The following is an 18,866-nucleotide window of genomic DNA, read 5'->3' as shown; positions in this document are numbered from 1 at the left end:
GCGTTGAACCCCAGCCCTGCGGCGGGACGGCAACTCCCGTCCCCCTGGGAGCTTTTCCCGGCTCAGGTGGCCGGGCCGCCTGGGGCTGCCGGCTTGCAATAGGCCTTGACGGCGGCGTCGGCCAGGTTCCTCTGGGTCGCACGGGCTTCCTGGTCCAGGACGGCGCCAGGCTTGCCATCGGCGCCGGCCGCCATGGAGACCTCGCCCTTGCCGCTGAGCAGTTCCAGATTGCGGCGCGCGGTGAGGCAGTCGGCCGATTCGGGCGCGGCCGTCTCTGCTGCAGCGATGGCGGCGGTGCCGCTGCGCGCATCGATTCGGCGCGCTTCATAGCGCTGGCCGGTCGGTGGCGGGGTTTCGGTGTAGTGGGTCACGCCCTTGGCGTCCTTCCACTTATAAAGATCGGTCGCGCCGGCGGCGGCGCTGACCAGCATCAACAGGGCGCAAAGCCCGGACGACAGCTGCATGTAGCTTCCCCTGGATGATTCCCGCCGCGATTGCAGCATCCGCAGCGGGCGCTGGCAAGTGATGGGCGCGCAGGGCGCTGAACCAGCCAGCGCGCTACCGCCGGACAGACCTCAGGCCCTACACTTGGCGGATGGATGAGATGAGACCGCCCCCGCGCTCGCGCACGATTTACCTGCTGCCGAACCTGTTCACCACCGCCGGGCTGTTTTCCGGTTTCTACGCCATCATCGCCGCCGCCAATGGACAGTTCGTCCAGGCCGCCATGGCGGTGTTCGTGGCTGCGGTGATGGACGGGCTGGATGGCAGGGTGGCGCGTCTGACCAATACCAGCAGCGAATTCGGTGTGCAGTACGACTCGCTGGCCGATCTGGTCAGCTTCGGCATGGCGCCCGCGCTGGTGATGTACCACTGGTCGCTGTCGGCACTGAAGTACGACAGTAGCGTGATGGGCCGGGTCGGTTGGTCGGCTGCCTTCCTGTATGCGGCCTGCGCGGCGCTGCGGCTGGCGCGCTTCAACACCCAGGTCGGCGTGGTCGACAAACGCTGGTTCATCGGCCTGGCCAGCCCGGCGGCGGCTGGTCTGATGATGTCCTTCGTTTGGGCCTTCGCCGACGACAGCCTGGGCTTCGATGGCGAGCAGCTTCGCTATGTGGCGCTGGCGGTCACGGTGGTGGCGGCGTTGCTGATGGTCAGCCGGATCCGGTTCTGGAGCTTCAAGGGCGGCGCGCGCGGCCCGCGTGCCGACCGCGTGCCGTTCCTGGCGCTGGCGATCGCCACGGTGGTGATTGCGCTGTTGGTGATCGATCTGGCGCGCTCGTTGCTGGTGATCGGGGTTCTGTACGCCTTGTCGGGTCCGTTGATGTGGTTGTGGCGACGCTGGCGGCGCGTGCCCGAGCTGCCATGAGCCGGTTTTTGTGAGCGAGGCGATGAGCGAGCCGATGTGGTCCGATCTGCAGGTGTCGTATCTGCAGGCGTTGGGGCACACCGTGTATCTGGACCGCGCTGCGGTCGACGCATTGCCGGCGCCTGTCGAGGTTGCCGAGCGCGCACCCACGGCCGCACCGACGCGTATGGAGCGTGCGCCGTACCCTGCAACGGCCAATGCGCCCGTTGCGCGGCGGAATGCACCGGCGGCACCGGCCCAAGCGCCCCGCGCGCCCAGCACTGCGCCAGCGTCGGCGCCAGCGTCGGCGCCGCAACGGCGCAGCCGTGTCGGCATGCCGGATCGCCTGCAGATGGCCTTGCTGCGCGCGTCCGGCTGCAATCCGGGCGATCCTGCGACCCAGGCCTTGATGGCCTCCTGGCCGCTGGCGGAACTGCGCGGCAATCCGGCCGCCAAGCGCGCGCTGTGGCCGCAGCTGCGCGCGCTGCGTCGGCGCCGGGACCCGGCGTGAGCGCATTGAACGCGCCGCAACCCACCTCGCTGCGCGCCATGCGCGAGAGCGACCTGGATGCGGTGATGGAGATCGAGCTGCGCGCCTATCCATTTCCGTGGACGCGCAACATCTTTCGCGACTGCCTGCAGGCCGGCTACCCCGGCTGGGTGATGGAGCAGGGCGGCCGTGTCATCGGCTATGGCGTGATCAGTATCGCCGCCGACGAGGCGCACGTGCTCAACGTCTGCATCGCACCGGAGGCGCAATCGCAAGGACACGGTCGCGTGTTGCTGCGCGCGCTGATCAAGGGCGCCTGCGATCGCGGTGCGCGGCGCGCGTTCCTGGAAGTGCGCCCGTCCAATCCATCGGCGATCGCGCTGTACCACTCCGAAGGCTTCAACGAAATCGGCCGGCGCCCGCGCTATTACCCATCCCACACCGGGCGCGAAGACGCGTTGGTGATGGCGATCGAATTGTTCTTCGAAGGGTTTTCCTGAGCGCACGCACTCGTCGTTGAGGATGCGGCTGGTTGGCGTCGCTGCGGTGCGCGGTTGCTGCGCTGGATGCCGGCGCTGATGGTTTTTCGATTCGATGCTTGCGCTGAGCGGTTGCATGACGCACCTGCGCATGGCGCGTGCGGTATCACGCTTGCCCAACGGGCTGGTCTTGCGCACTACCACGCGGCTTGATGAGGTCCGCAGCGACACGGTAGCCCAATTGATTAAGGGCAGCGCTGACCCATGCGTATCAAAACGCATGGGGTCAACACAATGCTGCGCCTGTGCAATCGATCCCAACGTGGTCATGTGGAATGCCGGCAACACTGCGGCGATGGGTTTGCGCTTCGCGCAGGGTGTTGGCAGATACGGCCGTCTGCGAGGTGGCGAATGTTTCGCCATGGGCCGATAAGCGCTTTTTTCGTTGCGGTTTATGTCCAATGCCGCAGCGCGGCAATGGATTGCAACGACGAGCACGTCGAAAAATACAGGTATTTGCACGGTGGCGTGCCTTCTCGCGTGGCACCCCGCACGGCGTGACACCCAATCTTGCTGCGTTGCAGTGTCCTTGCGCTGTCTCCGCGTGTCCTGATCGCAGCGTTTTGTCTCTTCTTTTGTGTCTCGCAAGCGTTTGCGTGATTACGCATGCATATCCGAAAAACGTCTAGATACAAGCGGTTGCAATGCTCCTAGTATCGGCTCCGCGGAATGGAATATTCCACAGCTGAATAATACGTTCCGAGTCTGATGGACCAGGGGTGCGCCGCTGCGCGGCGCATCGAACCCATCTGAGGGAGAGATCAAGATGAAGCCGAAATTTTCGACGGCGGCCGCCGCGTCGCTGTTCGTTGGGTCGTTGCTGCTCACCGGCGTTGCCTATGCCGATGCGGCGTTGGAGGTTGCAACCACGGGCTGGGCAACCCAGAACGGCGGCACCAAGGGCGGCTCCAAAGCGGCTGCCGCCAATATCTACACCGTCAAGAATGCCGCCGAGTTGAAAGCTGCATTGAGCGCAAGCGTCGGTAGCAACGGACGCATCATCAAGGTCAGCGGCATCATCGATATCAGCGAAGGCAAGCCGTACACCAAGACCTCGGACATGAAGTCACGTGCGCGCCTGGATATTCCGACCAAGACCACCTTGATAGGCATCACCAGCAACGCGGAAATCCGCGAAGGCTACATGTACGTCAAGGCCAACGACGTCATCATCCGCAACCTCACCATCGAAAATCCATGGGACCCGGAACCGGTCTGGGACCCGGATGACGGCAGCGCCGGCAACTGGAATGCGGAGTACGATGGCCTGACTGTGGAAGGCGCCAGCAACGTGTGGGTGGACCATGTCACCTTCACCGATGGCCGCAGGACCGACGATCAGAACGGCACCGCAAATGGCCGTCCGAAGCAGCACCACGACGGCGCAATGGACATCAAGAAAGGCGCCAATTTCGTCACCGTCTCGTATTCGGCCTTCAAGTCGCACGAGAAGAACAACCTGATCGGCTCCAGCGACAGCGCGTCCAGTACCGACAGCGGCAAGCTCAAGGTCACCATTCACAATACCCTGTTCGAAAACATTTCCGCGCGCGCTCCGCGTGTGCGCTTCGGTCAGGTGCATCTGTACAACAACTACCACGTCGGCAGCACCAGCAATAAGGTCTATCCGTTCTCTTACGCGCATGGCGTGGGCAAGGAGTCGAAGATCTTCTCCGAGCGGAACGTGTTCGAGATCAGCGGTGTCAGCAGCTGCGACAAGATTGCCGCCGACTATGGTGGCAGCGTGTATCGCGATCAGGGTTCCCTGCTCAATGGCAAGGCGCTGTCGTGCTCGTGGAATACCAACATCGGCTGGACCCCGCCCTATACCTACAACCTGCTCTCGGCCGACAAGGTCGCTGCAGACGTCAAGGCCAAGGCAGGCGCCGGCAAGCTCTAACCGCCACTGGTTGCAGGGCTGCAAAGTCAGCGCCGCACGTCGTTGCACAACGCCCGCAGTGATGCGGGCGTTGTGCGTTCCGTGTGGCGATGTGGGGTCTCACGGAAGTAGCGGCGTTGCAACGGGCAGTCGGGAGCTGCTTGCAACACTCTTACCCATCCATGCCTATCCATGATCGCTGGACGCGCTGCAGGTACATCCTTGCCGGTCCCTGCGTGGCGTCCATGCTGCGTCAGCTGCCGTACGCAATGACGGCGCTACGCACTCGCCAAGGCCCTGCAACCGTGCAGGGCGCCTGGCGTCGCTCAATCCTGCGCGGTGTTATTGGCTGCCTGGCCCGGGGTACAGACCGGCTTCAAGCGCTTGTCCACCAGCTTGCCCATGAGCCGGTCGCTGAGCGGCAGCATGTCGCCGTTGAGGCGCCAGTCGTAGATCACGCTGAAGGCCAACACGCGCGCGACATAGTCGCGGGTTTCCTTGTAGCTGATGGTTTCGATCCAGAAGTCCGGCTCGAAATTCGGCCGCTGCGACTGCCAGCGCCCGGTGGGGCCTGGACCTGCGTTGTAGGCGGCAATGGTGAGGTAGGGCAGTCCGTAGGTGTTGAGCAACTGGCGCAGATACGCCGTGCCGATGGCGATGTTGGTGTCCGGCTCATAGAGGCTGGTGGCACCCGCATAGCCGGGCAGGGCGATCCCCTTGGCGACGGCCGCGCCAGTGCCAGGCAACACCTGCATCAGGCCCATTGCGTTGGCCGGCGAGCGCGCGCGCGGATTGAAGATGCTTTCGGCACGAATTTCCGCAGCCACCCAGGCTGGGTCGATCGCATTCTTGGCGGCCTCGCGACGAATGCTGTCGTCGTGGTGCAGCGGAAAACGCAACGCATACAGCCGTTGCTCGTCCGGCTGCTTGCCGAGCGCGAACACCGCACGGTCGAACCAGCCGTTGTCGCCGGCAACTTCCACTGCCAGACGGCGCTGGGTGTCGTCGAAGCGGGTGGCGGCATCGTTCCATTCGGCCACGGCCCAACCGGGGCGGTCGATCTGAAATAACGCGATTGCGCGGACCAGGGCCGGGTCGCGCGCAACAGCGGCCTTCGCCTGCGCGCTGTCGTTGGGCTCCCAGGGGCACAGCCGGTAAGGCTGCTGCAGGCGGTCGGCGGCCAGGAATCCGTGGAAGGTCGGCGATTGCGCGGCGGCGCGATACAGCGGCTGGGCCGCCGCAGCAGCGCCGGTCTTTTCGGCCAGGCGGGCTTCGAAGTACTGCCAACGTGAGTCGCTGCGCTGGCTCGCCGGCATCTTGCGAATCGCGGCCAATGCCGCCGGCCAATCGCCGCGCGACATCGCCTCACGTGCACGCCATTCGTGCAGGCGTTCGTCGTAGGACGCCTCCGGTACGGCATTGAGCCGACGCGCCGAGTCCGGCAGGTACGAGGCGACGGTCCACAATGCGATCTGGTACAGCACCTGCCCACGCTGCGCCTGGCTGAAGCCGAGCGCACTGGCAAGTTGCGGTAGCTGCTGCTCGGCAGCGTCGGGATCGCTCTTGGCCAACTTGGCCAGCCCGTCCACCGCGATGCGGCGGCTGCGCTCGGTCTTGGGCCAACCTAGTGCACGTGGGTGGACCTTGTCGAGAAATGCAGCGTAATCGGTGGCCAGGGCCAGATCGGCGGCGGGTAGCCCGCGTGCTGCCGTACGCATGATTGCAGGCTGTTGTGCATCGGCAGCAGCTTCCACACGTTCCCAGCGCAGCGCCGGTGTGAGTTCACCGCGCGATTCCAGCCCGGCAACCACTGCATCGCAAGCATCGGGCAGCGCCTTGCCGTTGCGCCACAGCGTCAGCGCATCGCGGCTCCATTGGGCATCGGCCTTGCCAGTGGCCAGGCGCGCGGTCAGTTGCGCGCAGCGCAGGCCGACGTTGTCGGTGGACTTCCAGTTGGCCAGCAGCGTGTTCCAGTCCTGCCGCCGCGCCACTGCCGGCAACCACGTGCTGCGGAAGCTTTCAGCCACGGGCTGGCCGGCGTAACGCTGCAAGAATGCTTGCGCCTGCGCGTTGGAGACAGTGTCGATAGTGCGCTTGAGCGCGGCAAATTCCAGCCATCCATACAGTGGATGGCGGCTCAGCGCAGCGAGCTGACCGGCATCGGTCTGGCCGCGCTCTGCGGCCGCGATGGCATCGCGCATGGCAGTCAACTGCGGGTCGAGGGTTTGCGCGTGCAATGCGGTGCTGCCAAGGCACAGCAGGCCGATGAAAACAGTGGCAAGGCGGGGGGCATAAGTCATGCGGTGATGATACCCAAGCACGCCTGAGCGCCTGAGTGAATGCGCGCCGCTTGCGCGTGATGGTGAGGAAAGTCTTCGCTTGCAAGCGCTATGGGTCGAGCACGCGCGTGCGTGCAGATGACAACTTGTTGCGACCGCTGCCGCGCGGTGCGCTGCTGCACCGCCAGTTGCGGTGCGTTAATGTTTCATTTAAGAATTGGGAAGGACCGCAGGGCACGGGGGCGTGCGGACACTCAAGAATCCTTCTGGAGAGAGAAAGGATGAAGCGTCTGATTGGCCCCCGTCGGTCATGCCTGGCCGTGCAGTTGTCGTTGTGTCTGATTCCCACACTGGCCTGGGCGCAACAGCCCGAGGCCGCACCGAACACGCGCACGCTCGACAGCGTGCAGGTCACCGGCACGCGCATCAAGACCGCGGAATTGCAGGGCCAGGTACCGATCCAGACGCTCAATCGTGCCGATATCGAACGCACCGGCCTGACCTCCATCGGCGAAGTGCTGCAGGAGCTCACCGCGTCCGGTTCGGCGCTCAATGCCAAGTTCAATTCGTCCGGCAACTTCGGCTTTCCGCCCGATGGCAGTGGCGTGGGTGCAGGCTCGGCGCAGGTGGATCTGCGCCATCTCGGTTCCAAGCGTGTGCTGGTGCTGGTGGATGGCATTCGTTGGGTCAATGAATCCTCCGCCTCCGGCGTGGGTTCGTCGACCGATCTCAACACCATTCCGCTGGCGATCGTCGAGCGCATCGAAGTGCTCGAAGACGGCGCATCGTCGCTGTACGGCTCGGATGCGATTGCCGGTGTGGTCAACATCATCACCCGTCGCACGTTCGACGGTGCGCAGGTCACGCTCAACTACGGGCAGTACGGCAAGGGCGATGGCGCCAACCAGGGCATGGATCTGGCCTGGGGTAAAAGCGGAGAGGATTTCAGCCTGTTTTTGGGCGCCAGCTACGTCAAACAGGATCCGATCTATGCGCGCGATCGTGCGCAGGCCCGCTTCCCGATTCCTGGCACCGGGCTGACCTTCGCCAGCTCGGCAACGCCGGATGGCCGCTTCCAGTTCGTCGATCCCAACACCGGCGTGCGCCAGAACCTCACGCCCAATGCCGGCGTGGGCACACCGCAATACGATGGCACCGGCGGTTGCACGCGCAGCGACGACTATCACTGCTTCGGCACCGCAGACCGCTACAACTTTGCCGAGCAGAACCTGTTGCTGACGCCGTCCGAGCGCAAGGGCGTGTTTGCACAGTTCCGCTATTACTTCAACGACGACGTGCAGTGGTACGTCAAGGCATTGGGCAACCGGCGCGAATCGACCAACCAGGCCGCACCGGAGCCCATCTTCCTCGGGCCCGATGCCGGTACCGGCAACCCGCTGGCCGACAACATCGTGATCTCCGCGCTCAATCCGTTCAACCCGTTCGGATTCGATCTGGATTCGGCCACCAATCTGATCCAGATCGGTCGCAGGCCGGTGGAAGGCGGGCCGCGGCGTTACGAGCAACAGGTCGATACCCAATATTTCGGCACCGGCCTGGTCGGCACGTTCGAAGGCGCAGGGCGGACCTGGTTCTGGGACGTCAACGGCATGTACAGCAAGAACAAGGCCGAGCAGACCAACTACGGCAGCTACAACCTCTACAACATCAACCTGGCGCTGGGCGACCCGGCTGCCTGCGCGGCCGTGGCCGGCTGCGTGCCGCTGGATATCTTCAGCGGTGCCGGCAGCATCACGCCGGAGATGTTGCGCTGGATCCAACCGGTGGTGCGCGACCGCAGCCAGAACGAATTGAGCCTGTTCACCGCCAACCTCAGCAGCGAGTTGTTCCAGTTGCCCGGCGGTGCGGTGTCGTTCGCCAGCGGTTACGAATACCGCAAGTACGAAGGCACTTATCGGCCCGATCCGCTCACCGTGGCCGGGCGTTACAACGGCGTGCCCTCCTTGCCCACGGCAGGCAGCTACGACGTCAACGAAGCCTATCTCGAACTCAATATTCCGATCTTCGCCAACTCCGCATTGGGCGACAAACTCGATCTGAATATCGCCGGGCGCTATTCGGACTATTCGACATTCGGTGGCGAATTCACGCCCAAGTACGGCCTGCGTTGGCAGGTCACCGATGAGTTCGTGTTGCGCACCAGTTATGCCGAGGGCTTCCGGGCGCCCACCATCGGCGAGCTGTTCGGTTCGGCGGCGCGTGCGGACCTGCAGTTGTCGGACCCGTGCTCGATCGGTCTGGGCGGTACGGCGCCGCGCGGCAGTGCGGCCAACTGCGCAGCACTCGGTGTGCCTGCCGGTTATCAGCAGGCCAACCAGCAGATCTCGGTCACCACCGGCGGTAACGCGCAACTCGATCCAGAGCGTTCGCGCAGTTTCAGTGCGGGCTTCGTCTTCAGCCCGGGATTTGCGAGCGATGCCAGCTGGTCCGACCGCCTCGACCTGGAGGTGACCTTCTATCGCCATCATGTGGATGGCGCGATCCAGGCGATCAATGCGCAGACGCAGCTGGATCTGTGCGTGGATACGCTGGATGCGTTGTACTGCGATGGCATCGGGCGGGCATCCACCGGCGGCATCAACGCCTTCAATAACCGCTTGACCAACCTGGGCTCGATCAAGACCGACGGCTGGGACGTGGATCTGTTCTGGACCTTGCCGCAAACCGCATTCGGGCGCTTCAAGCTATCGTGGCAGAACACCTTGGTAGGCCGCTACGAGGCGCTGGGTGCGGCGGGTCAGCGACAGCCGCAAGGCCCGGGCATCGAGGTGGTGGACAGCGCAATTCCGGAGTGGACCAGCAACGCGGTATTGGATTGGTCGCTGGGTAACTGGACGGCTTCGTGGACTGCGCGGCACATTTCCAAGCTCACCGAGCAGTGCGGTGACGCGGTGGAGTTTGCGGTGTGTTCGGATCCGTCGGTGGGAACCAACCGCTTGGATGCGATCACCTATCACGACGCGCAGGTGGGCTATCGCATCGATTGGCTCAAGGGCCTGCAACTCACGGCCGGCTTGAACAACGTCTTCGACAAGGATCCGCCGATCTGCCTGTCGTGCTCCCTCAATGGTTACGACGCATCCACCTACGATATTCCCGGCGGACGCTTCTGGTATGCGCGTGTGGATTTGAAGTTCTAGTCCAACAGCGCCTGGCTGGTGCGATGCGTTGGCGAAAGGGCATTGGCGCTGCGGCTTTCCTGCAGGGCCCTTGCCCGCCCACCATCGCAGGACACGCCGCAAGTACGTCCTTGTAGGCTCCTTGGCGGCATCCATGCCGCCAAGGGTTCCGCGACGGTGGGCGGGCAAGGACCAGTCGAGCTGGTCGGTGCGCATGTCTGCAATCGAGACATGACGGACATGCTGCGGCTGGTCCCGCAATCGGCGAGGGCACTACGCCCTCGATATGCTAGCAGCTGGTCAACCGCTTCAGATCTTCGCGCGCTGCTCGCGCAGGCCGGTGAGCTGCGTGGTCCAGTCGTTCAAGCGCGCACGCTCCTGTTCGACCACGGCGGCCGGTGCGTTCTGCACGAAGGTGGCGCTGCCGAGTTTGCCGTTGCACTTGGCGATCTCGCCTTCCACGCGCTTGATTTCCTTGTCCAGGCGAGTGCGTTCGGCATCCATGTCGACCAGGCCTTCTAGCGGCACCAGCAGCGTGAGTTCGCCGACGATGGCGGCGGCCGACGGCGGTGTGTCCTGGCCAGCGTCCAGCCAGTCGATGCGTTCGAGCTTGAGCAGGAACGACAGCTGCGAGGCGAAGCGGGCAACGCGCGGGCGGTCGTCGGCAGTGCCGGCCTGCAGCAGCAGGCGCACCTGCTTGGACGGTGGCACGTTCAATTCGCTGCGCACGCGACGCAGCGCCGACACCATCGACTTGAGCCATTCGACATCGGCTTCAGCGGTGGCATAGCTGCTGGTGTCGACATCGCCGGGCTGCGGGAAGCTCTGCAACGAGATCGTCGCAGTGGTGATGCCCAGGCGCGGCGCGACATGCTGCCACAACTCTTCGGTGACGAACGGGGTGAGCGGGTGCAACAGGCGCAGCAACGACTCCAGCACATACAGCAGCGTGTGGCGCGTGCTGGCGGCCGCGTCGGCGTCCTGGTTGTTGAGCGCCGGCTTGGCCAGCTCCACGAACCAGTCGCAGAACGCGTTCCAGGCGAATTCGTACAACGACTGCGCGAGCAGGTCGAAGCGATAGTTGGCGTAATGCGCGTGGGTTTCTGCGGTGGCCTTGTCCAGGCGCGCCAAAATCCACTTTTCCGCTTCGGTGCGCGGCTGCGGCACGCCGGTAAAGCGTGCGCCTTCGGTGTTCATCAACACAAAGCGCGTGGCGTTCCACAGCTTGTTGCAGAAGTTCTTGTAGCCCTCGGCGCGGCCCAGATCGAACTTGATGTCGCGGCCATGCGTGGCCAGCGCGGCGATGGTGAAGCGCAGCGCATCGGCACCGTGGGCGATGATGCCGTCCGGGAATTCCTTGCGCGTGGCTTTTTCGATCTTCTCGGCCATGCGCGGCTGCATCAGGCCATGGGTGCGCTTGGCGACCAGATCCTCGATGCTGATGCCGTCGATGATATCCAGCGGATCGAGCACGTTGCCCTTGGACTTGGACATCTTCTGGCCTTGCGCATCGCGAATCAGGCCGGTGATGTAGACATCGCGGAACGGCACCTGGCCGGTGAAGCTGTCGGTGGCCATGATCATGCGCGCCACCCAGAAGAAGATGATGTCGAAGCCGGTCACCAGCACGCTTGAAGGCAGATAACGCTCGAAGCCGCGCTCGGCCATCGCCTGCGCATCCGGCCAGCCCAGCGTGGAGAACGGCCACAGCTGCGAGGAGAACCAGGTTTCCAGCACGTCGCTGTCCTGGTGCAGCGCAATCTCCGCACCCAGGCCATGTTTGGCGCGCACCTGCGCTTCGTCATGGCCCACGTAGCACTTGCCGGCCTCGTCGAACCACGCCGGAATGCGATGGCCCCACCACAGCTGGCGGCTGATGCACCAATCCTGGATGTTCTCCATCCAGTGGCGATAGGTGTTGATCCAGTTCGGCGGCACGAACTTGATCTGGCCGCTTTCGACCAGCTCCAGGCCGCGCCTGGCCAGCGCGTCCATCTTCACGAACCACTGGTCGGTGAGGTAGGGCTCGATGACCTGGCCGGTGCGATCGCCGCGCGGCACCTGCAGCTTGTGTGGCTTGGTTTCGACCAATCGACCTTCGTCCTCTAGATCAGCTAGGACAAGTTTGCGAGCTTCATAACGATCAAGATTCCAATACTTCTCTGGAATTCCTATGTCGAAAGGTAGAGCGTCGCGCTCCAAGGTCAAAATTGGCTCACGGGGGTTTTCAGTATCACGACGCTCGCGATAGCTAGAAAGGCCGATAATCTTTGCCTCTGGCGTGAGGATGTTGATCATCGGCAGCGAGTGCCGCACGCCCACCTGGTAATCGTTGAAGTCATGCGCCGGCGTGACCTTGACCACGCCGGTGCCGAAGGCGCGGTCGACGTAATCGTCGGTGATCACCGGCACGTGCCGGCCGGTCAGCGGCAACACGATGCGGGCGTCATGCAGCGTGAGATAACGCGCATCTTCCGGGTGCACCATCACCGCGGTATCGCCCAGCATGGTTTCCGGGCGCGTGGTGGCCACCACCAGATAATCGCGGGTTTCGCGCAGCGTCTCGTTGCCGTCGGCATCGTGCTCGACGTGTTCGTAGCTGACGCCATCGGCCAGCGGGTAACGGATCGACCACAGGAAGCCGTCTTCTTCGACGTTTTCCACTTCCAGATCGGAGATTGCGGTCTTCAGTACCGGGTCCCAGTTGACCAGGCGTTGGCCGCGATAGATCAGGCCTTGCTCGTACCAGCGCACGAACGCTTCGTTGACCGCCGCCGACGGTTGCGGGTCCATGGTGAAGGTGCTGCGCGACCAATCGCTGGAGGTGCCCAGCCGGCGCATCTGGCGCTCGATGGTGTCGCCGGATTCGGCCTTCCACTCCCACACCTTGGCGATGAAGCCCTCGCGCCCCAGCGAATCGCGCGTTTGTCCCTTGCCTTCCAGCGCCAGATTGCGCGAGACCACCATCTCGGTGGCGATCCCGGCATGGTCGGTGCCCACCTGCCACAAGGTGTCGTAACCGCGCATGCGGTGATAGCGCACCAACGCATCCATCAGCGTCTGCTGAAACGCATGGCCCATGTGCAGCGTGCCGGTGACATTGGGCGGCGGCAGCAACACGGTGTACGGCTCACCCTTGCCGGACGGCACGAAATAACCGGCTGCCTCCCACTGCGCGTACAGGCGCGATTCGAAGGAAGAGGGGTCGTAGCTGGAGGCGAGGGTGGTCATAGGGGCGCCGGGATTCGTTGTTCGGGATTCGGGATTGGTTGCGTCATGGGGCCGGCGAGAGTCACCGGCAATCCACTCGTCAACGTCGGTGTTCGTGCTGCGGAGCGAAGATCGGCTGTCTGAGGTTGGATGCAGTCGTTGGAGACGCAAGATCTGCTTTACGAATCCCCAATCCCAACTCCCCAATCCCCGCCGCACTCACATGTCGTACTTGGTCAGTTCCAGGCCCAGGGCCTTGTACTGTTTCCAGCGTTCGCGCAGCGGTTCGCGGGCAGCGGGGTCGGCCGGCACCACTTCGAGCACGCGGTCGCAGGCGCCCAGGTACGGGTCGTCGCGCAGGTTGATCACCAGCGGGCGCGAGGGGGCGGCGAACTCCGGGGCGGCAATCAGCACCGGGGCCAGTTCGTCTTCCTCATCGGTGCCGGCAATCTGGTGCGGCACGTAGGCCTCGTCGTCGAACGCCCACAGCAGGTCGTCCAGCGCCTCGGCCTGCTGCGTATCGCGGGCCAGGATCAAGGTGGGCAGGTTGGCGTCGTTGGCCTTGCGCGCCAGCTCGCAGACCAGCCGCAGCGGTTCGTTGAGGAAGCGCGGCTTGGCGATCAGGTAGAAGTCGGCACGGGGCATCAGGCGGTCACAAAGCGGGAGGAGAGCAACAATTCGGTGGTCATGCCGGCGGCCACGAACAGGGCCGCACAGCCGAGCACGGCCAACAGCAGGCCGCCGAATGCGCGCAGGCGGCGCCCGGGCGGGCGCGAACGGTACAGGTACACCGGCAGGAACAGCACGGCCAAGGCCACGATGCCGATATTCATCCAGGCCGGCCGGCGGTAGCCAAGCCGGCGGCTGTCGGCCGCCAGCCACACAAACAACAGCAACAGCTGCACGACGATCCAGAGCAGATCGATGCCGGGGCTGGTCCAGCCCGGCACCGCGCTGGCGGCTCCGTTCACGACGGAGAAGCCAGCGATGAGCGCCAGTGCAGCGCGCGGCGACATCAGGCGGCGCGATCCAGCAACCACTGGGTCAGCAGACCGACCGGGCGACCGGTGGCCATGCCGCGCTTGCCTTCGTCGCTGGCCACGCCGGCGATGTCCAGGTGCGCCCAGCGCTGGTTCTCGGTGAAGCGCGACAGGAAGCAGCCGGCGGTGATGGCGCCGCCCCAGCGGCCGCCGATGTTGTAGACGTCGGCGAAGGTGGAATCCAGCAGGCCCTGGTATTCGTCCCACAGCGGCAGGCGCCAGGCGCGGTCGAACACGTGTTCGCCGGCGGCCAGCAGTTCGTTGGCCAGGTCGTCGTGCTTGCTCATCAGCCCGGCGGTCTGGTGACCCAGCGCCACCATGCAGGCGCCGGTCAGCGTGGCCACGTCCACCAGCGCCTCGGGGTTGAAGCGCTCGGCGTAGGTCAGCGCATCGCACAGGATCAGGCGGCCTTCGGCATCGGTATTGCCGACTTCGATGGTCTTGCCGGACATGCTGGTGATCACGTCCGACGGGCGGTACGCGTTGCCGTCGATGGCGTTCTCGACCGCCGGCACCACCACCACCAGGTTGATCGGCAGCTCGGCCTTGACCGTGGCCACGAAGGTGCCGATGACGTTGGCGCCACCGCACATGTCGTACTTCATTTCCTCGATGCCGCCCTGCGTCTTGAGGTTGACGCCGCCGGTATCGAAGGTGATGCCCTTGCCGACCAGCACGTACGGGCGCGCGTCGCCGCCGCCGTTCCACTTCAGCACGATCAAGCGCGGGCGGTTGGCCGAGCCGCGTGCCACCGACAGCAGCGAGCCCATGCCCAGCGCTTCCATCTGCGCCTCGTCCAGGATCTCGGCTTCGGCACCCGGGAACTTGCCGGCAAATGCCGCGGCGGTCTCGGCCAGGTAGGCCGGGGTGCAGTAGTTCGGCGGCAGGTTGCCCAGCTCGCGGGCGAATTCCACGCCTTCGGCGGTAGCCACGCCCACGGCGAGCGCGCGGGCGTCGTTGCCGGCAATCGCCAGGGTGGTCAGGCCGGTCTCGTCCACCTTCTTCTTGCCCAGTGTGGCGGTGTAGCGGTAGGCGGCATGGTCGCTAACGGTCACCGCCTGGCGGATGTTCCAGGCCGCATCGCGGGCCTTGACGCTGAGTTCGGTCAGGGTGAGCAGGGCGGTGCTGACCGCGCCGGTCTTCAGCGCGCGGGTCGCATCGCCGACGGCCTTGAGGTAGGGCGCCACGCCGAACTTGCCGGCTTCGCCCAGGCCGACCACCAGCACGCGCGGCGCGGTGACGCCGGGCAGGTCGTGCAGCAGCGTGGTGCTGCCGGTCTTGCTGGCCACGTCGCCGCGCGCGACCAAGGCCGTCAAGCGACCCTGACTGGCGCTGTCCAGCGCCTGGGCAGCGGGCGAAAGGGTCTTGTCGGCGAACACGCCAACCACGATGCAGTCGACGGCAGCGCTTGCCGGCGCGTCTTGGTTCAGGGTGAATTGCAGGGCCATTGATCAGATTCCGTAGGCAAATCCGTACAATCGCGGGCTGTTTACGCCAACCGGACTAGGCTGGCGGCGCCGCGAACGAATCCGAGAGTTTAAAACAAGCCCACCCCATGCCGAAGCTCGATCGATACCTGCTTAGCGATTTCACCCAGAGCTTCCTGGCCACCTTGATCGTGCTGCTGGTCGTCAGCGTCGGCGGCGTGCTGGTGGATATCCTCGGCAATATCGCCGACGGCCGCATCCCGGCGCGCTTGTTGCTGTCGCAGGTAGGGCTGCAATTCGTGGCGTATCTGCCCATCATCCTGCCGCTGGCCTTGATGCTGGGCCTGCTGCTGGCACTGGCGCGGCTGTACCGCGATTCAGAAATGGCCGTCATTACCGCCATTGGCGTGGGCCCCAGGCGCATGCTGCGGCCGATGCTGATGCTGGTGGTGCCGGTGGTGGTGGTGATTGGGTTGTGCTCGCTGTGGCTGGGCCCCTGGGCGAGCCGTACCGCCGAGGCGATGCTGGAAGATGCCAACCGCAGCGTGCTGATGGCCGGCCTGGAGTCGGGCCAGTTCACGCCGTTGTCCGGCGGCGGGGTGGTCTACCTGCAAACGATCTCTGCCGATGGCAAGGGCCTGGGCAAGGTCTTCATGCAGCGCCAGCAGAACGACCGCATCGATGTGGTCACCGCCGACCGCGGCGCCATGTTCTTCGAAGGCAAGACCGACCGTTACCTGCGCCTGGACGATGGCTACCGCACCGAGGGCCCGGCGAGCGGCGCGACCCTGGACTACCGCTTGATGAAGTTCGCCAGCAGCGATATCGCCCTGCCAGACCGCACCCGCGTGCACGATGCCAACGACCCCGAAGTGATGTGGACCACCCAGCTGCTGTCCGACGAGCGCCCTGCCGCGCGCGCCCAGCTGCATGAGCGCCTTGCGCCGCCGTTGCTGGCACTGGCGTTTGCCTTGCTCACCTTGCCGTTGTCGCGCAGTGCGCCGCGGCAACAGCGTTATGGCCGGATCATGCTGGCGTTTCTGGCCTACATGGTGGGCACCAATCTGATGATCGTCGGCACCCAGTGGATCGCCAATGGCAAGACTCCGGCGGCGCTGGGCCTGTGGTGGTTGACGCTGCCGCTGCTGGCCGTGGCGGTGTGGGCGTATGCGCGCGATGGCCGCGTGCGTCGGCCGGGGGCGCGCGCATGAAGCTGACGCCGCGGGTCCACGATTGGTATGTCGGTCGCGTGGTGCTGTTCACCGTGCTGCTGACCTGGGCGGTGCTGCTGGGGCTGGATCTGGTCAACGCCTTCGCCAGCGAAGCCAAGAACATCGGGCAGGGCAGCTACACCTTCGGGCACGCGGTGGCTTACGTGGCCTACACCGTGCCGCGCCGGGCCTATACCTTGTTCCCGACTGCCGCGGTGATTGGCGCGCTGATGGGCCTGGGCCAGTTGGCCGCCACCTCCGAGCTGACGGCGCTGCGCGCGCTGGGCGTGTCGCGCAAGCGCATGTCCGCCTCGGTCGTCGCAGCGATGGCGCTGCTGACCGCCAGCATGGTGATCAGTGGCGAAACCATCGGGCCGTGGGCACAGAACCAGGCCGACACGCTCAAGGCCAGTGCCCGCTTCAACAGCGATATGGCGTCTTCGCGCTACGCCGGGCTGTGGGCACGCGAGGGCGACACCTTCCTCAATGCATTGAGCGGTGAAGAGAAGCTGCTCGATGGCGGTGGCACCGCACTCGATCTACACGATGTGCGGCTCTACCACCTTGATTCCAGTGGCAGGATGCAGCAGTTGACCTACGCCTCGGTGGCCGAACACCGCGACGGCCGCTGGACCCTGCGTCAGGTCCGTCGCGACACCTTCCAGGAACGCTCGGTGCAGCGCGAAACCTTTCCCGAATTGCCGTGGCAGTCGCAACTGAATCCTGCCGCGCTGGCCGCTGGCCTGGCCAAGCCGCGCAATCTTTCTGCGCACGATCTGGAGCAGAGCATCGAATACCGTCGCCGCAATGGATTGGACGCGCGCGATTACGAAGATCAGTACTGGAGCCGGTGGTTCTATCCGCTCAACGTGCTGGCGCTGTGCATGGCGGCAATCCCGTTCTCGTTCGGCTCGCTGCGCAGCGGTGGCCTGGGCAAGCGCCTGTTCCTGGGCATCCTGTTCGCGCTGGGTTTCTGGCTGCTGCAGCTGTTCTTCGGCCGCATGGCCGGCGCCCTCAAGCTGGATTACCGCATTGCCTATGCGCTGCCGCCCATGGTGATGCTGGGTGTGTCGGCGTGGTTGTTCCGCAGGCGTAGTAGCTGAGCGCATGCGGCGGGTAAGCGTGTTGGGTGTGGCGCTCTGCCTGCTATATCTGGCGGCGGCTGCTTTTTGCGTGTGGGGAGCGCTCAGCGCTCAGGGCGATCCCAAGGGCCACTTCGTTCTGCTGCAACTGCCGTTGACGCCTCAGCTGATCGCACTGGATGCTCTCCACGCGGATGCCTGGTTGACCAACATGCCTTGGGCGACAAGTTATGCGTTGTTGGTTCCGCCATTTCTGGCAGTGCTGTATGCAGTTGGGCATGCGTTTCAGTGGCTGATTGCGCGCGTCTTCTTGGGCGCCAAATAAGCCGCAGCCTGGCTTGGTCACTGCCGCCGGCCCCATCCCACTCCAGGTGCAAGTCGCATGCATGGAACATGCCGGAGCCTGGATATGCGGGTGATGGACTGCCGACCTGATTACTTCAATGGCCTGGCAATCCGTTCCAGCCGTGTGTGACTCGCACGGTCGTGCCAGGTCAGCCGGTCGCGATCCAGCCACGCCCACCAGAACCCCAGCCCGCCCAGCGCCAGCGACAAGGTGCCGACGGCATAGCGGATCCACAGCGCACGCCATGACACCTGTGGGTCGATCAAGCGCAGCCGCCAGGGGCGCATGCCCAGCGTCTGCCCGCCGCGCCGCCAACTCACGGTGGCGTAGATACCTGCGGCGATCCAGCAGCACAGCCACAACAGCCATTGCCAGCCGCTGAAAGGCGCGATGTTTTCGCGCGCGGGGTGCCCGGCGAGCGTAAAGCCCAGCGTGAACACGGTGGAGATCAGCATCGACAGCGCCAGCACCGGCCAGGCGTCGTACCACAACGCCAGCAGCCGCCAGCCCACCAGGGCAGGGGGGCGCGCAACGCGAGGCGAAGGGATCGAGGTCATGGCGCGAGCATAACGGTCGCCAAGCACGGCGCAACGCCGCGCTGCAGTAGCCGCGCTCTGGTGCCTGCACGCGCTGACGCACGCCACGCATCGAACGGCGATCAACCGCATCCTGGCGCGACGGCTGGTGCGCAGACTCGGCGTGTTCAATCGGGCGCATGCCCATGCCGGGACCTACCGGCCATGGCGGCGCTGGCGTCGCGATCCGGGTCGCCTTTGCGCCTGCGGCCGACGCGTGCTGATCAGGCAGAACAATGACGCGCACATCTACCGCCCCGCGCGCGCAGGCAACACACCTACCGGCAACCCACGCGCATC

At 64.9% G+C, this 18,866-nt stretch carries 15 protein-coding genes; 8 read left to right on the top strand and 7 right to left on the bottom strand.

All coding sequences use genetic code 11. The features are described from left to right. Window positions 1-62: 62 nt before the first annotated feature. The gene (locus tag ACCQ15_RS17575) at window positions 63-464 is read right to left on the bottom strand and encodes a DUF4124 domain-containing protein (RefSeq protein WP_008576986.1); all 402 of its coding nucleotides are present in this window, start codon (window positions 462-464) and stop codon (window positions 63-65) included. Between the two features lie 131 nt (window positions 465-595). Here ACCQ15_RS17575 and pssA point away from each other — a divergent pair, with 131 nt between their 5' ends. From pssA to ACCQ15_RS17555, 4 genes are all read left to right on the top strand, one after another. Continuing rightward, window positions 596-1,369, top strand: coding sequence for a CDP-diacylglycerol--serine O-phosphatidyltransferase (gene pssA / locus ACCQ15_RS17570; RefSeq protein ID WP_008576987.1), 774 nt, complete (start codon window positions 596-598; stop codon window positions 1,367-1,369). Between the two features lie 22 nt (window positions 1,370-1,391). Then, on the top strand, window positions 1,392-1,859 hold the full coding sequence (locus tag ACCQ15_RS17565; protein ID WP_372380852.1) for an alanine acetyltransferase: 468 nt from the start codon (window positions 1,392-1,394) through the stop codon (window positions 1,857-1,859). Beyond that, window positions 1,856-2,338 carry a ribosomal protein S18-alanine N-acetyltransferase gene (gene rimI / locus ACCQ15_RS17560; protein ID WP_007964194.1) on the top strand — a complete coding sequence of 161 codons (483 nt, stop codon included), beginning with the start codon at window positions 1,856-1,858 and terminating at the stop codon, window positions 2,336-2,338. The genes ACCQ15_RS17565 and rimI overlap by 4 nt, the downstream gene beginning before the upstream one ends. Window positions 2,339-3,143: 805 nt before the next feature. After that, window positions 3,144-4,277: a pectate lyase family protein gene (locus tag ACCQ15_RS17555; protein ID WP_008576993.1), complete on the top strand. Its 1,134-nt coding sequence runs from the start codon at window positions 3,144-3,146 to the stop codon at window positions 4,275-4,277. A 305-nt stretch (window positions 4,278-4,582) separates the two neighbouring features. On the opposite strand, the gene ACCQ15_RS17550 is transcribed toward ACCQ15_RS17555, so the two are convergent. After that, window positions 4,583-6,556 carry a transglycosylase SLT domain-containing protein gene (locus tag ACCQ15_RS17550; protein WP_071117238.1) on the bottom strand — a complete coding sequence of 658 codons (1,974 nt, stop codon included), beginning with the start codon at window positions 6,554-6,556 and terminating at the stop codon, window positions 4,583-4,585. Between the two features lie 260 nt (window positions 6,557-6,816). On the opposite strand from ACCQ15_RS17550, the gene ACCQ15_RS17545 reads away from it, so the two are divergent. After that, complete coding sequence (locus ACCQ15_RS17545; RefSeq protein WP_372380851.1) at window positions 6,817-9,696, top strand: TonB-dependent receptor; 2,880 nt, start codon at window positions 6,817-6,819, stop codon at window positions 9,694-9,696. A gap of 288 nt (window positions 9,697-9,984) precedes the next feature. On the opposite strand, the gene ACCQ15_RS17540 is transcribed toward ACCQ15_RS17545, so the two are convergent. The 4 genes from ACCQ15_RS17540 to ACCQ15_RS17525 form a co-directional block, all read right to left on the bottom strand. Further along, on the bottom strand, window positions 9,985-12,906 hold the full coding sequence (locus ACCQ15_RS17540) for a valine--tRNA ligase (protein WP_218555522.1): 2,922 nt from the start codon (window positions 12,904-12,906) through the stop codon (window positions 9,985-9,987). A gap of 198 nt (window positions 12,907-13,104) precedes the next feature. After that, window positions 13,105-13,530 carry a DNA polymerase III subunit chi gene (locus ACCQ15_RS17535; RefSeq protein WP_008571796.1) on the bottom strand — a complete coding sequence of 142 codons (426 nt, stop codon included), beginning with the start codon at window positions 13,528-13,530 and terminating at the stop codon, window positions 13,105-13,107. Beyond that, window positions 13,530-13,901, bottom strand: a complete 372-nt coding sequence (locus ACCQ15_RS17530) for a hypothetical protein (protein WP_008571795.1) — start codon at window positions 13,899-13,901, stop codon at window positions 13,530-13,532. Before ACCQ15_RS17530 ends, ACCQ15_RS17535 begins: the two co-directional genes overlap by 1 nt. After that, on the bottom strand, window positions 13,901-15,373 hold the full coding sequence (locus ACCQ15_RS17525; RefSeq protein ID WP_011348593.1) for a leucyl aminopeptidase: 1,473 nt from the start codon (window positions 15,371-15,373) through the stop codon (window positions 13,901-13,903). Before ACCQ15_RS17525 ends, ACCQ15_RS17530 begins: the two co-directional genes overlap by 1 nt. Before the next feature lie 107 nt (window positions 15,374-15,480). On the opposite strand from ACCQ15_RS17525, the gene lptF reads away from it, so the two are divergent. From lptF to ACCQ15_RS17510, 3 genes are read left to right on the top strand one after another with little or no spacing between them, the layout of a single operon-like run. Then, on the top strand, window positions 15,481-16,563 hold the full coding sequence (gene lptF, locus ACCQ15_RS17520; RefSeq protein WP_008571793.1) for an LPS export ABC transporter permease LptF: 1,083 nt from the start codon (window positions 15,481-15,483) through the stop codon (window positions 16,561-16,563). Continuing rightward, complete coding sequence (lptG, locus tag ACCQ15_RS17515; RefSeq protein ID WP_014091063.1) at window positions 16,560-17,666, top strand: LPS export ABC transporter permease LptG; 1,107 nt, start codon at window positions 16,560-16,562, stop codon at window positions 17,664-17,666. Before lptF ends, lptG begins: the two co-directional genes overlap by 4 nt. 4 nt (window positions 17,667-17,670) lie before the next feature. Further along, window positions 17,671-17,970: a hypothetical protein gene (locus ACCQ15_RS17510; protein WP_014091062.1), complete on the top strand. Its 300-nt coding sequence runs from the start codon at window positions 17,671-17,673 to the stop codon at window positions 17,968-17,970. 110 nt (window positions 17,971-18,080) lie between these two features. Here ACCQ15_RS17510 and ACCQ15_RS17505 read toward each other — a convergent pair whose 3' ends face one another. Continuing rightward, on the bottom strand, window positions 18,081-18,548 hold the full coding sequence (locus ACCQ15_RS17505; RefSeq protein ID WP_372380850.1) for an RDD family protein: 468 nt from the start codon (window positions 18,546-18,548) through the stop codon (window positions 18,081-18,083). Between the last annotated feature and the right edge of the window lie 318 nt (window positions 18,549-18,866).

Source organism: Xanthomonas sp. NCPPB 1754, assembly GCF_041475725.2.
In the GTDB taxonomy this organism is placed as follows: domain Bacteria; phylum Pseudomonadota; class Gammaproteobacteria; order Xanthomonadales; family Xanthomonadaceae; genus Xanthomonas; species Xanthomonas euvesicatoria.
The sequence above is the reverse complement of the archived record's forward strand: the minus strand, read 5'-3'. Positions and strand labels throughout refer to the sequence as shown.

Bases quoted from the DNA above. Each gene is read 5' to 3' on its own strand.
- ACCQ15_RS17575 (WP_008576986.1), bottom strand. From the start codon at position 464: ATGCAGCTGTCGTCCGGGCTTTGCGCCCTGTTGATGCTGGTCAGCGCC.
- pssA (WP_008576987.1), top strand. From the start codon at position 596: ATGGATGAGATGAGACCGCCCCCGCGCTCGCGCACGATTTACCTGCTG.
- ACCQ15_RS17565 (WP_372380852.1), top strand. From the start codon at position 1,392: ATGAGCGAGCCGATGTGGTCCGATCTGCAGGTGTCGTATCTGCAGGCG.
- ACCQ15_RS17555 (WP_008576993.1), top strand. From the start codon at position 3,144: ATGAAGCCGAAATTTTCGACGGCGGCCGCCGCGTCGCTGTTCGTTGGG.
- ACCQ15_RS17550 (WP_071117238.1), bottom strand. From the start codon at position 6,556: ATGACTTATGCCCCCCGCCTTGCCACTGTTTTCATCGGCCTGCTGTGC.
- ACCQ15_RS17545 (WP_372380851.1), top strand. From the start codon at position 6,817: ATGAAGCGTCTGATTGGCCCCCGTCGGTCATGCCTGGCCGTGCAGTTG.
- ACCQ15_RS17540 (WP_218555522.1), bottom strand. From the start codon at position 12,906: ATGACCACCCTCGCCTCCAGCTACGACCCCTCTTCCTTCGAATCGCGC.
- ACCQ15_RS17535 (WP_008571796.1), bottom strand. From the start codon at position 13,530: ATGCCCCGTGCCGACTTCTACCTGATCGCCAAGCCGCGCTTCCTCAAC.
- ACCQ15_RS17530 (WP_008571795.1), bottom strand. From the start codon at position 13,901: ATGTCGCCGCGCGCTGCACTGGCGCTCATCGCTGGCTTCTCCGTCGTG.
- ACCQ15_RS17525 (WP_011348593.1), bottom strand. From the start codon at position 15,373: ATGGCCCTGCAATTCACCCTGAACCAAGACGCGCCGGCAAGCGCTGCC.
- lptF (WP_008571793.1), top strand. From the start codon at position 15,481: ATGCCGAAGCTCGATCGATACCTGCTTAGCGATTTCACCCAGAGCTTC.
- lptG (WP_014091063.1), top strand. From the start codon at position 16,560: ATGAAGCTGACGCCGCGGGTCCACGATTGGTATGTCGGTCGCGTGGTG.
- ACCQ15_RS17510 (WP_014091062.1), top strand. From the start codon at position 17,671: ATGCGGCGGGTAAGCGTGTTGGGTGTGGCGCTCTGCCTGCTATATCTG.
- ACCQ15_RS17505 (WP_372380850.1), bottom strand. From the start codon at position 18,548: ATGACCTCGATCCCTTCGCCTCGCGTTGCGCGCCCCCCTGCCCTGGTG.